12 protein-coding genes are annotated in these 16400 nt (G+C 47.0%); 5 read left to right on the forward strand and 7 right to left on the reverse strand.

The genetic code is table 11. The features are described 5' to 3' along the window. Positions 1–563 precede the first annotated feature (563 nt). From QZ157_RS08070 to thiC, 4 genes are all read right to left on the reverse strand, one after another. Positions 564–1901 carry a PFL family protein gene (locus QZ157_RS08070; protein ID WP_295144131.1) on the reverse strand — a complete coding sequence of 446 codons (1338 nt, stop codon included), beginning with the start codon at positions 1899–1901 and terminating at the stop codon, positions 564–566. Positions 1902–1910: 9 nt separating this feature from the next. Beyond that, the gene (locus QZ157_RS08075) at positions 1911–2177 is read right to left on the reverse strand and encodes an ACT domain-containing protein (protein WP_002944456.1); all 267 of its coding nucleotides are present in this window, start codon (positions 2175–2177) and stop codon (positions 1911–1913) included. A gap of 77 nt (positions 2178–2254) precedes the next feature. Next, positions 2255–3355, reverse strand: a complete 1101-nt coding sequence (locus QZ157_RS08080) for an Mrp/NBP35 family ATP-binding protein (RefSeq protein WP_295144136.1) — start codon at positions 3353–3355, stop codon at positions 2255–2257. Continuing rightward, positions 3345–4679, reverse strand: coding sequence for a phosphomethylpyrimidine synthase ThiC (gene thiC, locus QZ157_RS08085; protein WP_295144139.1), 1335 nt, complete (start codon positions 4677–4679; stop codon positions 3345–3347). The genes QZ157_RS08080 and thiC overlap by 11 nt, the downstream gene beginning before the upstream one ends. Positions 4680–4778: 99 nt before the next feature. On the opposite strand from thiC, the gene QZ157_RS08090 reads away from it, so the two are divergent. From QZ157_RS08090 to QZ157_RS08105, 4 genes are all read left to right on the forward strand, one after another. Next, positions 4779–5909, forward strand: coding sequence for a bifunctional 2-C-methyl-D-erythritol 4-phosphate cytidylyltransferase/2-C-methyl-D-erythritol 2,4-cyclodiphosphate synthase (locus QZ157_RS08090; RefSeq protein WP_295144142.1), 1131 nt, complete (start codon positions 4779–4781; stop codon positions 5907–5909). A gap of 18 nt (positions 5910–5927) precedes the next feature. Further along, a complete protein-coding gene (locus tag QZ157_RS08095) occupies positions 5928–6854 on the forward strand; it encodes a response regulator (RefSeq protein WP_295144144.1) in 927 nt (308 codons plus the stop codon). Further along, complete coding sequence (locus QZ157_RS08100; protein WP_295144182.1) at positions 6832–8013, forward strand: sulfate adenylyltransferase; 1182 nt, start codon at positions 6832–6834, stop codon at positions 8011–8013. The genes QZ157_RS08095 and QZ157_RS08100 overlap by 23 nt, the downstream gene beginning before the upstream one ends. Before the next feature lie 564 nt (positions 8014–8577). Then, complete coding sequence (locus QZ157_RS08105; protein WP_295144184.1) at positions 8578–9075, forward strand: phosphatidylglycerophosphatase A; 498 nt, start codon at positions 8578–8580, stop codon at positions 9073–9075. Between the two features lie 584 nt (positions 9076–9659). Here the strand turns inward: QZ157_RS08105 and QZ157_RS08110 are convergent. The 3 genes from QZ157_RS08110 to QZ157_RS08120 form a co-directional block, all read right to left on the reverse strand. Next, entirely contained in the window at positions 9660–10091 is a 432-nt protein-coding gene (locus QZ157_RS08110) for a fatty-acid--CoA ligase (protein WP_295144187.1), read from the reverse strand. After that, on the reverse strand, positions 10091–13168 hold the full coding sequence (ccsA, locus tag QZ157_RS08115; protein ID WP_295144190.1) for a cytochrome c biogenesis protein CcsA: 3078 nt from the start codon (positions 13166–13168) through the stop codon (positions 10091–10093). The genes QZ157_RS08110 and ccsA overlap by 1 nt, the downstream gene beginning before the upstream one ends. 66 nt (positions 13169–13234) lie before the next feature. Then, complete coding sequence (locus QZ157_RS08120) at positions 13235–13810, reverse strand: alpha/beta hydrolase (RefSeq protein WP_295144193.1); 576 nt, start codon at positions 13808–13810, stop codon at positions 13235–13237. A 299-nt stretch (positions 13811–14109) separates the two neighbouring features. On the opposite strand from QZ157_RS08120, the gene phsA reads away from it, so the two are divergent. Next, complete coding sequence (phsA, locus tag QZ157_RS08125; protein WP_295144196.1) at positions 14110–16398, forward strand: thiosulfate reductase PhsA; 2289 nt, start codon at positions 14110–14112, stop codon at positions 16396–16398. Positions 16399–16400: the final 2 nt, after the last annotated feature.

Genomic DNA, 16400 nt, shown 5'->3' on the forward strand with positions numbered 1-16400 from the left:
AGGCAACCGCAGCCGTCCCTAATAAGCCAAGATTAATCCGTTAGGATTGCGTTTGGGATTATAGCGTAATTATTTATAATTTTTAAGTAAGCAGATAAAGAGCCCGCGGAAATAGCCTAAAACAAGGGACAAAACACAGATAAATTTTTATCTAGCCAAAAAATCCTAAGTAAAATTTAAAAGCGAATTTAGAGATAAATTTAGGACCGGCTAAGCCGGGATAAATTTAAGACCGGGCTTAAATTTAACGCTATAGTAAATTTACGACGGTATGCGTAAAAAATGAAAAGGGGTAAATTTAAGCGGCAAGATTAGGCTGCGATAAAAAGCGGAGTTTAGCGGAGTAAATATTAGATATAAGGCTGTAAAAATAAAGGCTAGGCAAAGGATAAATTAACGTAAAAAAGCAAAGATTAAATTTAGGCTCTAAGCGTAAAACAAGAGTAAAGCCCGCCGTTTTTTACGGCCGGCTTTGTAAATTTAGCTTTTAAAGCGTTTCTTAAAGCTTTTCGTGCGGACTTTGTAAATTTAGTTTTTAAAACTTCTCTAGCGGGCTTTTAGATTTAGTTTTTAAAACTATGGATAGGAGCCGGTATCTGGCCGCCGCGGGCGATGAAGTCCGCCGATGAGTTTTTATTTACGCTCATCACGGGCGCGCTGCCTAGAAGCCCGCCAAACTCCAGCGTGTCGCCCTCTTTGCCTTTTGGGATGATGCGCACGGCGGTCGTTTTTTGATTTATCACGCCGATCGCGGCCTCATCGGCTATGATCGCGGCGATCGTCTGCTCGGGCGTATCCTGCGGGATCGCGATCATATCGAGCCCCACCGAGCAGATCGCGGTCATCGCTTCGAGCTTTTCTAAATTTAACGAGCCTGCGCGCACCGCGGCGATCATGCCCTCATCCTCCGAGACGGGAATAAACGCGCCGCTAAGCCCGCCTACTTGGTTGCACGCCATCACGCCGCCCTTTTTGACCGCGTCGTTTAGCAGTGCCAAAGCCGCAGTCGTGCCGTGCGTGCCGACGCGCTCTAAGCCCATCTCCTCAAGCACGCGCGCGACCGAATCTCCCACCGCCGGAGTCGGAGCCAGCGATAGATCGACGATGCCAAATTTCACGCCAAGGCGCTCGGACGCCATTTGTCCTACGAGTTGTCCGATGCGCGTGATCTTAAACGCCGTCTTTTTCACGGTTTCTGCGACCACGTCAAAGCTTGCTCCGCGCACCTTCTCAAGCGCGCGCTTAACGACGCCGGGGCCCGATACGCCCACGTTTATGACGACTTCTGCCTCGCCTACGCCGTGAAATGCGCCCGCCATAAAGGGGTTATCCTCGACGGCGTTGGCAAACACGACCAGCTTTGCAGCGCCAAGATCGGAAAGCCGCGCCGTTTCTTTGATCACGCGCCCCATGTCGGCGACCGCGCTCATATTTATGCCGGTTTTTGTCGAGCCGATATTTACGGACGAGCAGACCTTCTGCGTCGCGGCGAGCGCGGCGGGGATGGAATCGATTAAAATTTTATCGCCCTTTGCGTAGCCCTTTTGCACGAGCGCCGAAAAGCCGCCGATAAAGTCGATGCCGACCTTTTGCGCCGCCTCGTCCATCGCTCTAGCAAGCGGCACGTAGCTCACGGCATCCGTCGCCGCGCCGATGATGGCGATCGGCGTTACGCAGACGCGTTTATTTACGATCGGAATGCCGAGCTCTGCTGAAATTTCATTGCCGACCTTTACCAGATCACGCGCCTTATCGGTGATCTTGGCGTAAATTTTCTCTGCCGCTTTGTCGATATCGGGATCGATGCAGTCAAGCAGGCTAATGCCCATCGTTATCGTGCGGATGTCGAAATTTTGCTCCTCGATCATCGCGATCGTTTCGGTTACGTTTTTGATGTCCATATCGGCACCTTAGATGTTGTGCATGGCGTCAAATATCGCCGAGCTTTGGATGTTGATTTTAACTTTTAGCTTTTCGCCTAGCTCGTTTAGCTCCTCGCGCAGAGCCGTGAAGTCCTGCTTTTCGTCGCTGGAAACCACCGCCATCATCGTAAAAAACTCGTCCAAAACCGTCTGGCTGATGTCATCTATGTTTAGCCCAAGCTGCGCGAGCTTGGCCGAAACGCCCGCTACAATGCCAACTTTGTCCTTACCGATCACCGTTACGATCGCTTTCATCGTCGTTCTCCTAAATTTGTAAATTTGCGAGAGTTAAAGCCCAAATTTGAGTAAATTCGGGCTTTAGATTTTAAATTTTACTTCGAGCAAGCACTCTTGCCGTCCATCACGGGCTGGATAGACGAGTTGTCCGCGCCGCCGTCATTGTTGATATTTTCGATTATCTCCCACAGCCTAGCCGCCGCTTTTTCGTAGCGTTTAGCCGTGACCGAGTTTGGCTCGTAAAAGCTCACCGGCTTGCCGCTGTCGCCGCCGACTCTAACGGCAGGCTCGATAGGGATTTCGGCTAGCACTTCGGTACTATAGGCTTTTGCCACTTCCTCGGTCGTGCCTTTGCCAAATATATCATATTCCTTGCCGCTTTCAGGGCAGATAAATCCGCTCATGTTTTCTATCACGCCGGCGATTGGTATGTGAAGCTTTTCAAACATATCAAGTGCTCTTTTGCTATCATCAAGCGCTACTACTTGCGGCGTCGTGACGCACACGCCCGCAGTCACCGGTACGCTTTGAGCTAGAGTTAGCTGTGCGTCGCCCGTTCCCGGAGGCATATCCAGAAACAACACGTCCAGCTCGCTCCAAAATACGTCTTTTAGCAGCTGCTCGATAGCTTTCATTATCATCGAGCCGCGCCAGATGAGGCTCATGCCTTCTTCCATTAGCACGCCCATACTCATCATCTCGACGCCGTGAGTTAGGATCGGTTTTAGTTTGTTGCCGACGACTTGAGGCTGAGTGCCTACTTCGCCTAGCATCCTAGGGATGTTTGGACCGTAGATGTCGGCGTCTAGGATGCCTACTTTTTTGCCTAGCTTTGCCATCGAGATAGCTAAATTTAACGTCGTAGTGCTCTTGCCCACGCCGCCTTTGCCCGAGCTTACCATTACGAAATTTTTGATCTGCGGAGCGATGTTTTTACCGCTTTGAGTGTTGCTTTTTTCCTCGGGAATTTTTGGTTGGATGATATTGATGACGCACTCGTTTGAGCCCATCACGCGCTTTATGTCGGTTCGCAGCTCGTTTGCTACGTCCGGATTTGAGCTTACGATCTCGACCTCGATTAAAATTTTATCGCCGATTTCGACGTTTTTTACGAATCCAAAGCTCACGATATCTTTCTCAAAGCCTGGATATATCACGCCTTTTAGTCTATTTAAGACATCCTCTTTACTTAACATTTTTCTCCTTCGTTAGATTTTTTGAAATTTTATACGCGCAAAATTTAGGCCCGCACATCGAGCAAAATTCCGCCTTTTTAAACGACTCTTGCGGCAAGCTCTCATCATGCAGCTCGCGCGCTCTTTGGGGATCTAGGCTTAGCTCAAACTGCCTGTTCCAGTCAAAAGCGTATCTAGCGTCGCTCATCGCGTGATCGCGCTCTATCGCGCGTGCTTTGCCTAGCGCGACGTCGGCTGCGTGAGCGGCGATTTTATGTGCTACGATACCCTCTCTGACGTCGTTTGCGTTTGGCAAACCAAGGTGCTCTTTAGGCGTCACGTAGCACAGCATCGAGGCTCCGTAAAAGGCCGCCATCGTCCCGCCGATAGCCGAAGTGATGTGATCGTACCCTGCGCCGATGTCCGTAGGCAGCGGCCCTAGCACGTAAAAAGGCGCGCCGTGGCACAGCTCGCGTTCGATTTTCATATTATACTCTATTTGGTTTAAAGGAATATGACCCGGCCCCTCGATCATAACCTGCACGTTTTTCTCCCATGCGCGTAGCGTTAGCTCGCCTAAAACCCGTAGCTCGCTAAGCTGAGCTTCATCAGTCGCGTCGTATAGGCAGCCAGGACGCAGCCCGTCGCCAAGAGATAGCGCGACGTCGTGAGCGGCGCAAATTCCTAAAATATCGTCAAAGGCCTCGTAAAACGGGTTTTCTTTATGATGGTGCATCATCCAGCTAGCAGTTAAACTGCCGCCGCGGCTAACGATCCCCATCTTGCGCTTTGCGACCAGCGGCATAAATTTGAGCAAAAAGCCCGCGTGTATCGTAAAGTAGCTAACGCCCTGGCGAGCCTGCTTTTCAAGTGTTTTTAGGATGTCATCCGTAGTCAAATTTTTGACTTCTTTTATGTCGTGGATGATCTGATACATCGGCACGGTGCCTATGGGGACGGTGGAGTTTGCGATTATAGCGCTTCTAATGGCATCCAAATCGCCGCCCGTGCTTAAATCCATGACCGTGTCGGCGCCGTATTTTAGGCAAATTTGCAGCTTTTCAAGCTCGGCGCAGATATCGCTACTTAGGCTTGAGTTGCCGATATTTGCGTTGATTTTGGTTTTGGCCTCCTTGCCGATCGCCATCGGGAGCAAATTTTCGTGATGGATGTTGGCCGGGACTATCATCTTGCCTGCGGCGACCTCGCTCCTAACGAGCTGGGGATCTAGCATTTCAGCCTGCGCTACGTAGTTCATCTCGGGCGTTATGACGCCCTTTTTAGCGTAGTACATCTGCGTCGGAGTTTTGTCGGCGGAGTCAAATTTGACCCGAAATTCTTTCATATTTCGCTCCTTAAATTTTTGGTTCTAATATTACTCAAAAAAGATAAAAACAAGCTTTTAGGATGTATAATATCGTAACACTTCGCCAAAGGAGAAATTTTGCTAGACGTTACGCTGATAATGCTCGGAGCCGGAAGCTCCAGCCGTTTTGAAATGCCCGTTAAAAAGCAGTGGTTGCGCGTCGGAGGCGATCCGCTATGGCTCTTTGCGGCTAAAAATTTAAGCTCGCACTACGCTTTTAAAGAGATAATCATCGCCTCAAACGAGGAAAAATATATGAGTAAATTTGCCCCGTCGTATCGCTTCGTAAAAGGCGGAGCGACGCGTCAAGAGAGCCTAAAAAACGCACTTAAACTCGTTCAAAGCGAATTTGTTTTAGTTAGCGACATAGCTCGTCCGATGATTAGCGCCGAGCTTTTCTCGCGTATAATAGGCGGCATCCAAAACGCCGACTGCGTCGTGCCTGCGCTCAAAGTGCCAGATACCGTTTATCTAGGCTCCCAGGCCGTCGATAGAGAGCAGATAAAACTCATCCAGACGCCGCAACTCTCGCGCACGGCAATGCTAAAAAGCGCGCTTGAATCAGGTCAAATTTACACCGACGATAGCTCGGCGATAGCGGCTGCGGGCGGTAAAATTTGGTACGTGCAAGGCGACGAAAACGCTAGAAAAATCACGTTTAAAGACGATCTAGCCAAAATTTGCGGCCTTGGCGCGCCCTCAAGCGAAATTTACGTCGGAAACGGTTTTGACGTGCACGCCTTTGAAGAAGAGAGAAAAGAGGGAAGTTTCGTAACAATCGGCGGCGAAAAAATTCCTTTCGAGCGAAATTTAAAGGCTCACTCCGACGGCGACGTGGCCATCCACGCGCTCATAGACGCCATACTAGGAGCGGCTGGACTCGGCGATATAGGCGAGCATTTCCCCGACACCGACGATAAATTTAAGGGTGCGGACTCGGCTATGTTACTAAAAGAAGCATATAGGCTCGTACAAAGCGTCGGTTTTGAGCTGGTAAACGCCGACGTCACGGTTATCGCCGAGCGACCTAAGCTTAGTAAATTTAAATCCGCGATGGAAATAAATATCGCAAATGCGCTAAATTTAACCCCGAATCGCATAAACGTAAAGGCCACGACGACCGAGAAGCTAGGCTTTACGGGGCGAGGCGAGGGTATAGCTGCTACGGCGTCGGCGAGTCTAAAAATTTACGACTGGACGCAAAAATAAAACGACGAAAGTAAAAAAATGAGAGTTTTGATAATAGAAAACGAAATCTACCTAGCCCAAAGCATCGCATCAAAGCTAGAAAATCTAGGCTATGAGTGCGAGATAGCAAGGAGCGCGGCGGAGGCGATGAAAAGCGAGCCCGAGCAGAGGGCAAAGGAGGGCGCCAAGGACGTACACTTTGACGTGGTGCTGCTCTCTAGTGCGTTTGCGGGCGACGACACGCTAAAAATCATACATAAATTTAAAGACTCCGTCGTCATCCTGCTCATCACGTACATCAGCAACGACACCGTCTCGATCCCGATAAAAGCGGGTGCTAGCGACTACATACAAAAGCCGTTTATGATCGAGGAGCTGGTGCGAAAGATAAAGCATTTCGAGGAGTTTAGGCGTCTGCAAACATTTATAAAAACCTATCAGGACTACCTAAACTATCATTTTAAGGCCGTATCGGCGCTAAATTTCGACTTTAAGCGCATAAAGCTGCCGCTTCTCATCAAGTGCAATAAAATGATAAACGCCGATAATTTTGTTTTCGAATACGCAAAGGCGCTAAATTTGAGCTTCAAATACGTCCCGCTAGAGCCAGGTATCGACGTAGAGGCCGTAGCTGCGGCAAATCCGCGCACGCTTTTATATTTTTCAAATTTTCAAATTTTACGCCAAGAGGCCAAAAATCAGATCGTATCTCTCGCCGCCAAACGCAAACTCATCGCAAGCTCGACCAATCCTAACGAAGAGACGCCGATGGAGACGCTAAATATCACAAGCGACGAGAAAAATTTCCAAATCGACGAAATTTTGACGATCGACGACTACATCAAGCACATCATCGTAAACTATCAGGACAAATACCCCGACACCGAGCTTAGCAAAAAGCTAGGTATCTCGCGCAAATCGCTTTGGGAAAAGAGGAAAAAATATGACGTCGCCAAGAAAAAATAGCATACTGATAAACGACGAGGCCTTCGGCGCGCTTGATCTCATAGAAAATCAAATTTTTAGCAAATTTAACCGCCTGATGAACGAAAAAGAGGCAAACGAGGTCTATGAAACGGGCTTTTTAGGCGGCGAGCCGATGCCCTATGCTTTCGTTTTCGCGCCGCAAGGCAAGCGCAATCAAGAAACGATAAAAAACGCGCAAAAAGGCGAGAAAATAGAGCTGATAAACTCTAGCGGCGAGCCTGTCGGACACATAAACGTAAGCGGCTCGTTTAAATTTGACGAAACCAAAAGCGCGCAAAATATCTTTCGCGCTAACGAAACCGAGTTGGCGCAGCAATGCTGCGGCAAGCTGGCTATAAGCGGCGAGGTAAAAATCTACGGCAGCGCGCTAGAAAAGGTAAAAGAGCGTATCGAGTCCATTAAAAGGGAGCAAAACGCGCAAAAAATCACGGCTATCATGCTTACCGCAGAGCCGTTTAACCGCGCGCACGAACGCCTAATCAGGATGACGATAGACAAGGCTGATTTGGTGTTGCTTTTTTTGCTAAAAAGCCACGGCGCGGACGAGGTGATGAGCTTTGCGCTCAAAAAAAAGGTGCTTGAATACTTCATCCAAAACTACATCCCGCAAAATCGCCTAATCATCGTACCGTTTGAAAACTCCAGCCTCTTTAGTTCGCACCTAAATCCGACGCTAGAGTGCATCGCGGCGCATAGGCTGGGCGCCGATAAGCTCGTAGTCGGTCAAAATCACTCGGGTATCGGGATGTTTTACGATCACAACGTCGCTCACACGGTGCTAGAGCGATACAAAAACGATCTAAATTTAGAGATAGTCGTATTACCGGAGCTTGTTTATTGCAACGAATGCAAAACGCTAGTTAGCACCAAGACCTGCCCGCACGGCCAGCACCACCACATCAAATACCACGCCCAGACGCTAAAAACATTGTTGCTAGCTGGTATCTTGCCGCCTGCGATCCTCATGCGACGCGACATATCGGCGATGGTGCTAAGCGAGCTTTTCCCGAACCGATTTGAAAATATCCAAAAGCTTTGCGACGATCTTTTCCCTAGCAACGGGCTGCTCGAAAAGCAGACGGAGAGGGAATTTTACGAAAAATTAATGAAGCTTTATCAGACGACGTCGCTAAGCTAAATTTGCTTTCTGCCGTTTTGGTAAAGCGGCTTGTTTTGCGAGCATTTTAACGGAGTCGGTAAATTTAGCACGCGTCTTAGCTTTGCTAAATTTGAGCCGTAGGCGAAGTAAGGTATTTGGATTTGCCCTGCGTAGTGCGCCTAAAATTTTACGTTTGAATTTACAACCGAGCTTTTTATAGATTCTGGCTTTAAATTTACTCGCCTAGACCCGCGCCGCAAAACTTTAAAATTCGATGCTATTTATCTATGACGCGAGGCTGCGGCTTTACCAGCGAGAGGCGTTTGCCGCATTTGGCGTCAAATTTGACGTTTTTCGGCGCCGGTTTTTGCGCAGGGTGCGGTCGTGCTTGCCGTCAAAATTTACGAGTCAAAAGCCTGGGTAAAATTTACGCTTTTGCTTCAAATTTATCGGCTCGCGCCTGCAAATTTGAAAATATCCGAGCTTGGCGCAAATTTGACGTTTGAATTTTGAAATTTGCAAGCTAAATTTGCTAAAATCGCGCTAAAAATCGGCGAGTAAAAATGCGCCGATGATGATTTAAATTTGATTTCAAGGAATATTATGCAAAGGTTGTTTTTAACGTTTTTCGGCGCCGGCCTAAGCCCCAAAGCTCCCGGCACGGTGGGCTCGATAGCGGGCGCGGTCGCGGCGTTTGGGATTTTGATGATCTTGCCCGCTTCCACGCTATTTTTGGTTTCGATTTGCCTTTTTTTATATAGCATAAAGATTATCGACGATTATGAGGCGAAAACCGGCGTGCACGATCACGGCAGCATCGTGATAGACGAGGTTGCGGGCGTTTGGCTGGCGATATCTATCAGCGGTGCTACGGCGGTGCAGTTTGCGCTCTCGGTTTTGTTTTTTAGGGTGTTTGATATCTGGAAACCTTCCGTGATAGGACGCATCGATAGGGATGTCAAGGGCGGACTCGGCGTGATGGGCGACGATATGCTAGCAGGGCTTTTTGCAGGGCTTCTTAGCGCGATTTGCTACGAGGCCGTGACGAAGATCGGGCTTGACTACGAGTGGGTCAAATTTGAGCTGCCGTTTGTGAAGTAAGCTAACGCAGATAAGCGTCGTCTTGTTTAAAGGGCGCCGAATTTGGCCCAAAGTCTAAATTCGGCGGGCAAATAGGGACGCTTTAGCGTAAATCTATCGGTATCGCGCAGCTAGCCGAGTCGCTTTTTGGGGCATAAAAGACTAAATTTGAGATTGCCGATTTTAGCTTTGTAAAAGCGCGGGCGCAAAAGTACTTTCGGCCTACGAGTAAAAACCGCCTAATTTAAGCTTTAGCCTCGGCGATACCCGTTTTTGCGCATTTAAAGCGTTAAATTTTAACCAAACGGGTTATAGCTACCTGAAAAATACGGTATCTTATCGGCGAATAAGCGGTTTGCGCTCCTTTATCTTTAAAACGGCGCTAAAATATGCGTATCGCTCGACTGCGCCTGGTCTGCGCGCTTTCAGGCCAAGCTTAAATGCCGTAAGTGTCGTTTTTACCGCTTGATAAAAGAGCGGTTAAATTAGGCGATTTAGATTAATCCTAGGCCCATAAAATCAGTAAACGAGGGTTTTATGGCAGCGGTGCGAGATGAGCGTTTTATCTACCGAAATTAGCATTTTGGGTCTTTAAAATTTACGAGCTACGACCTACTTTTTAAGGTTCCTTTTTGCTCGTAGGCCTCGATTTCTCTTACGTACTCGGGATTTTTCTTTTTTAATTCGTTGCTCATAAATGCGATTAGCTTAGCGTCGGCGTTTTTGTGCGAGGCTAAAGCTGTAATAAAATTTAGATACTCTTTGGCTTCGTCGGGAGCTACGCCATCTTTTTTGGGCGGTAATCTAAAATTCGTAGAAAACATCCTTAATATAGAAAAAAGTTTATTTTTACTAGTACTAGGATCGCTTGCGACGGTAAATAGGTCGTCTAAAGTAACGCCCCGCTCAGCGGCCTCTTTGGCTGCGGCGCTGGCTGCGATCTTGTCGCCGCCGAGTTTTGCCGCTAGAAAAATAAGAGAAGCTACGAGTATTAAAATAACGGTCGCTAAAATGATTACTACTGCGGTTTGATTCATTATAGTTTTACTCCTTTTATAGGCTTTCTAAAATACGCCAACACGGCGATCAAAACCATCAAAAGCGCGCCTATCCATACGAAAGGCGGCACCGGCACCGGCTCGCCGGCAGCGTAGGAGTGCATGCCGCTGAGATAAAAATTTACGCCAAAATACGTCATTATAATCGACCAATAAGCAAACATAGAAGCGACGGCAAAGACGTACTGGCTATTTAGCTTAGGGATAAATCTAACGTGCAAAACGGCCGCGTATATCAGGATGGAAACTAGCGCCCAGGTCTCTTTACTATCCCAGCCCCAGTAGCGACCCCAGCTCTCGTTAGCCCACACGCCGCCTAGGAAATTTCCCATCGTAAGCAGGCTAAGGCCCAGTATCATCGCCATCTCGTTTATGCGAGTAGCCTCAAGGATATTTCGCGAAATTTCTTTATTTTCTTTATCGCCTTGCAGAATAAAAAGTGTGAGCGTAAACATACCGAGCAGCGAACAAAGTCCTAAAAATCCGTAGCTAGCCGTGATAACAGATACGTGGATCGTTAGCCAGTAGCTCTGAAGCACGGGCGCTAGAGTAGTGATTTGCGGATCCATCCAGCTAAGGTGCGCTACAAATAGCGTAACGCCCGATAAAATCGACGTTAGCGCCATAGCCACCGGGCTTTGGCGAGAAAAAACTATGCCGGATAAACTCAAAGCCCAAGCGATGTAAATCATCGATTCGTAAGAGTTACTCCAAGGAGCGTGCTCGGCGACGTACCAGCGCACTCCGATACCGAAAGTATGTAGTAAAAAGGCTAGGATATTTATGCCGTAGACGATTTTAAATAGCCCCTTAATATTTAGTTTAGGGCGCGCCATCTTGACGAAAATGAAGCACAAAAGCCCAAATCCGGCTAAAAGATATACGAGCGTGAGCGATTCGAAAATTTTATACTCGTTAAAAAATAGCTCCATTTCGACGCGTTTTTGGCTTGGGATGACGGATTTGCCGTGTTCTTGTTGATAGGTTTTTATCTCGGCTAGAGCTTGGTTTGCTTTGCGCCAGTTATTGTTCTCGGTAGCGTCGGCGACGCCGGTAAAATAATCTTTTAGCATCCTGACGATTTGTTCGCTCTCGTTTTTAGGCAGATACATCATCGCAGAAGCTATGCCGTACCAGGTATTATTTGGGTCGTCTATCTTTGGAAATACGGCGAAAATTTCGCCCCAAAATACCATATGAAGGATGTTTAGCCGCTCGTCTATTTTTTGTATATCTTTATCAAACGTGCCTCGCTCGCCCGGCATTTTACGGTTTGCGGCTTCGGCGAATTTGGAGAGTTTGTAGGCGATTTTACCGTCTTTGTCGCTTTCAAAAAAGTCGTTGTAGCTTGCAAATTTGTCCTTTTCGTCTATGCCGATTAGCTTTTTTATCTCTTTATTATTTACGTAGATTATAGGTTTGTCGCGCCAGTAAAAACCGTTCGTCATCATCGAAAGCACGGCTTGGTCGGCATTTAGCCCTTCAAGCGTATCGCTACGGTGGATTTTGTTTAAGATATCTCTTGCGACCGTATCAAAAGGCTTCATCCTGCCGTCGCCGCTTTGAACTATTAGCGTAGAAAGCTCTTTGGCGTGACTTGCGTCGATATTTAAAGCCTCGTCCATAGCGTAAATTTTAGTCGGCGAAAACGCTGCCGCGCTCGTTACCAAAAGGATTGCGGCAAGCTTTTTGACGGCGTCTTCGTTTATCATTTTGGCTAGTTTTCTAAAGCGCGAGCGAGGATTTATTACGTTTAAAAATAGCCCGAGTCCCAGTAAAAAATAGCCGACGTAGGTCGGGATTTTGCCCGGGTCGCGGTTTACCGATAATACTGTGCCAAGCTCGTCCATATCGTAGCTGCTTTGGAAAAATCTATATCCGTCGTGGTCTAGTACGTGGTTCATGTAAATTTTATAAGGAAAATCGCCGGTGCGTGAGTCCTCGACGATGACGTCGCTAGAGTAGCTCATCGGCGAATTTGAGCCCGGATAGCGCTTAAGCTCGAAGTCGTTTAACTTTATAGAAAAAGGAAGTTCGATCATTTTAGCGCCCCAGTAGACGTTAAAAAGCACGCTGTCTATTTTCGCTTTTGCCGGCGCGTAGCTGTTTTCGTATAGGGTTAGTTGCTCGGTTTGCCCGTCGTAGGTTAAATTTGCCACGAGCGCGTCGAATTCTCCGTTTTTGCTAACGATACGCTGTGCGGCCTTAGTTAGTAGGGACTTTGGGACGAAATTTACCTCAGCAACCGTATAAAGCCTCATCGGCAAAAACTCAGTCTCTTTATCCTTGGCGTACTCGCCTTTTTCATTCGTCGCCATCGTAAAGTAGCCGATATTTTGGTTCGAAGTTAGATAAAATTTGCCCTCTTTTAGCTCGATTTTGACGAAATTTTCAAGTAGCGGCTGCGCGTCGAATGCAAAGCTAACGCCGCCCACCTCGCGAGTTTGGCCGGCTTGTAGGCTTATTTCCTCTTTTGAGTCTGGGCTTGAGACCGCAAGCCTAACGAGCGGCTCGCCCTTGTCTGCTTCGTAGTACTCGGTCTCGGCATTTTTGTAGTAGCCTTCAAAGCTTAAATTTGCCTTCTTATCCTCGATTTTAAGCGGTAAATTAAAACCGTTTAAGCCAAAAGAAGTGATGTACTTTTGGATAGAATCCGAGTAAATTTTACCGTCTTTTTCGGCTGCGATTTCTATTCTCGAAGCCGACCCGAAAACGGCGTTTGAAGCTTCGTTTTCTCTTATGCGCATCGTGCCTTCAAAGCCCATATATCGCGTCATAGCAGCGCCTAAAAGCATAAATAAAAAGCTAACGTGAAATATCAAAACGGGTAGTTTTTCATTTCTAAAAAGGTCGTATCTAAAAAGATTGTAAGCTAAATTTATACCCAAAAGCACCTGCACTAGAGCAAACCAGCTCGCGCCGTAAACCGCAGCCCACGCGCTTTTGGTATCGTAGTAGCTTTCTATTATCGTCGCCGCGCCGCTAGCGACCGCAAATATTATCAGTAAAACAATCGCCGAGGTCATACTAAAAAATATGGACTTTAATTCTCTCAAAATTTATCCTTAAAAATGCAAAATCGAAAACAAAGTGTGCATTATAGTAACATTTTTTAAATAATTTTACTTTTGATCGCCCGTTTTCGGTAAAGCTGCATCCCTAAATAAATTTAGCATAAACTCAAATTCGCTAAAGCCGTCCGCGCCCAAAAAGTGCCCGCCTTTTTCAAAGATATCGGGCGTTACGCCTAAATTTCTCGCGACCTTTAGGCTAAGCTCGCAAGGCACGATATAGTCGTCTTTTGCGGCTATTACTTTTATAAAATTCGTCGCTGATTTTATCTTTTCGTAGGCGATTTGCGGTTCGCAAAACTCATCTAAAATCGCAAATTCCTCAATCGGCTCGTCAAACGGCGAGATGAGAACCAGACCGCCCAATTTGGGCAAATTTGCAAAACTGCTAAGAAAATTTAGGCTAGTTATCGTGCCTAGGCTGTGCGCGATGATGAATGAATTTTCGCCTAAATTTACGTTTTGCTTCATCGTTTCTAGCCACTGGTTTAGCTTTGGCGTTTGCGGGGTTGGCATCTTTAAAATTTCCACCTCGGCAAGGCCGCGCATCTTTTCTTTAAACCAAGAAAACCAGTGGCTTTGCGGCGAGGCGTCGTAGCCGTGAATTATATAAATTTGCTTTTTCATTAATTTTGCCTTTTTAAAAAAATACGCGAATTATATACAAATAAAATTAAAATAATTTTTGGCAAAAATCGCAAGAGTTATTTTTAAATTATAAATTTAAGCAAACGGCAGATAAAATATCATCATCTGTTAAAATTTGATATTTGTAAATTCGGCAAATTTGAAGTTAAATTTAAATTATTTCCCTAAAAAACGGATATTGGTTATCAATTAAAATTTATATTGATATAAAGATTTTACGTATAATTTACATTGATTATTTAAGATTTCATCAAATTTATTTCAAAAAGGGAGAAAAAATGGATACTTCGAGGCGAAATTTCTTAAAAGCGTCCACCGCCACGGGCTTGCTTGCGATGACGTATGCGCCGGGCACCCTGGGCGCGATCGGCGCTAAAGCGCTAGAAGGCGGCGACAGAAGCGTATTTAGCTTTTGCGAGATGTGCTCTTCTCGCTGTCCTATCGAGGCCAAGGTCGTAGACGGTAAAAACGTCTTCATCCAAGGCAACGGCAAGGTAAGCGGCACGGCGACTTCCGTGTGTGCAAGGGGCGGCAGCGGGCATAACCAGCTCTACGATCCGCAGCGTATCGTAAAACCCCTCATCAGAGTAGGCGAGCGCGGCGAAAACAAATGGCGCGAGGCAAGCTGGGATGAGGCGCTTGATCTTGTGGCTAAGAAAATGCTAGAAATCAAGGAAAAATACGGTCCCGAGAGCTTTGTGTTTACGGCAAAATCAAGCCAAACGCACAAGCTAATGACGACCTTTGCCAGCTCATACGGCTCACCTAATTGCTTCTCGCACCTATCCTGTTGTCCCGTGACTTATCAGATGGTTTGTACGCATATGTACGGCGATGCGAAGTTAAAAAGAGACTTCGCCAACGCAAAATACGTCGTAAATTTCGGGCACAATCTCTTTGAAGGCATCGTCATCGCCGACGCTAAAAAACTGGCTAAGATGGCTGCTAAAGAAGATACGAAGCTGTTAGTTTTAGATCCACGCTTTAGCGTCGTGGCCTCAAAAGCCGACGAGTGGCTACCGGTAAAACCGGGAACCGATTTGGCCTTCGTTTTGGCGCTCATCCATACGTGGATAAAAAACGACACCTACGATAAAGAATTTATAGAAAAATTTACGATTGGATTTGATAAAGTCGTAGAAGCGACTAAAGATACGACGCCCGCATGGCAAGAAAAGATCACGGGAATACCTGCAAAAACGGTTGAGCGAATCGCTGGCGAAATCTGGAAAGCCACACCTAAAGTCATCATCGACTTCGGCCACAACACGACTACTACTAGAGCCGAATACATCCGCACTAGAGCCATAATGACCGCAAACGCGATGATGGGCAACTGGGAGAAAAAGGGCGGAATTTTCGGCGGCAAGAACGCTAAATTTTACAACAAGCTAGTAGGCGAGGAGCTAATCCCCGAGATCACGAACCCGGACGCCGCGATAAAAGTACCAAAAACTCCTAGGATAGACGGCGCCGGCGAGGACGGGCCAAATAAATTCGTCGGCAGGAGTCACGGCGTTTTGATGCAAATTCCGCAAGCTATACTAAGCGAAAAGCCTTATCCCGTAAAAGGCTGGTTTAGCATAAGGTTTAACCACCCGATCAACGTCGCAGGTACGCAAACTACGATAGAAAGCCTTAAAAAACTTGATTTTATCGTGTGCTCGGATATTTATATGAGCGATTTTGCGATATGGGCGGACGTGATACTGCCTGAGAGTACTTACCTTGAGCGCGACGAAGGCATCGAGGATAAATCAGGACTAAAACCCGCGTATATGATAAGAAATAAGGTCATAGATCCCGTCGGCGATACTAAAAACGGCTACGATATCTTTAGGGAGTTAGCCCGCAGGATGAAAATAGACGAGCTATATACTTCAAATACGATGGACGAGTGGCGAATGCGACAAGTAAAGGGAAACGCCGAGCTTTTAGCAAAGCTGGTTAAAGACGGCTACGTCACGTGGAAGGTACCGGGGATTTTGTTTAGAGAAAAAGATAGCGTAAAAGAATTTACTAAAAAATTTCCTAGCGCGGCGCAGTTTGTCGGCGAAGACGGGCTGATGGAGTCGCAGGTAAAATTTAAAACCGATAGCGGCAAAATAGAGCTTTTTAGCGAAAAAGTGGAAAAACAGTTTCCCGGATACGGCTGTCTAAATTCCGAGGGCATGGACGTATTTTTCGGCGAGGAGCTTTGTCTAATGAGCGGCAAAACGCCGATACATACCAACGGACACACGCAAAACGTCGAATTTTTAAACGACTTGATGAGTAGCGCGCCCGTTTGGATACATCCTAATACCGCGAAAAAATACGGGCTAAAAGACGGCGACAAAATAACCCTTCAAAGCAAAACCGCGAAGGAAAAGGCAAACGTGATGCTGACTGAAGGCATCAGAGAGGATACGCTTTTCGTCTATCACGGTTTCGGCCACGAAAGCGCGGGACTAAAGCGCACGAACGGCGTAGGAACGAATCAAAGCAAGCTGCTAGATCCTACCGTGATCGGCCCCGTGGCTTCTACTATGGTGCGAAACGTCGGCGTCAAGATAATAAAAGCGTAAAG

Source organism: uncultured Campylobacter sp. (assembly GCF_905372745.1).
In the GTDB taxonomy this organism is placed as follows: domain Bacteria; phylum Campylobacterota; class Campylobacteria; order Campylobacterales; family Campylobacteraceae; genus Campylobacter_A.

Bases quoted from the DNA above. Each gene is read 5' to 3' on its own strand.
- QZ157_RS08070 (WP_295144131.1), bottom strand. From the start codon at position 1,901: ATGGACATCAAAAACGTAACCGAAACGATCGCGATGATCGAGGAGCAA.
- QZ157_RS08075 (WP_002944456.1), bottom strand. From the start codon at position 2,177: ATGAAAGCGATCGTAACGGTGATCGGTAAGGACAAAGTTGGCATTGTA.
- QZ157_RS08080 (WP_295144136.1), bottom strand. From the start codon at position 3,355: ATGTTAAGTAAAGAGGATGTCTTAAATAGACTAAAAGGCGTGATATAT.
- thiC (WP_295144139.1), bottom strand. From the start codon at position 4,679: ATGAAAGAATTTCGGGTCAAATTTGACTCCGCCGACAAAACTCCGACG.
- QZ157_RS08095 (WP_295144144.1), top strand. From the start codon at position 5,928: ATGAGAGTTTTGATAATAGAAAACGAAATCTACCTAGCCCAAAGCATC.
- QZ157_RS08100 (WP_295144182.1), top strand. From the start codon at position 6,832: ATGACGTCGCCAAGAAAAAATAGCATACTGATAAACGACGAGGCCTTC.
- QZ157_RS08105 (WP_295144184.1), top strand. From the start codon at position 8,578: ATGCAAAGGTTGTTTTTAACGTTTTTCGGCGCCGGCCTAAGCCCCAAA.
- QZ157_RS08110 (WP_295144187.1), bottom strand. From the start codon at position 10,091: ATGAATCAAACCGCAGTAGTAATCATTTTAGCGACCGTTATTTTAATA.
- QZ157_RS08120 (WP_295144193.1), bottom strand. From the start codon at position 13,810: ATGAAAAAGCAAATTTATATAATTCACGGCTACGACGCCTCGCCGCAA.
- phsA (WP_295144196.1), top strand. From the start codon at position 14,110: ATGGATACTTCGAGGCGAAATTTCTTAAAAGCGTCCACCGCCACGGGC.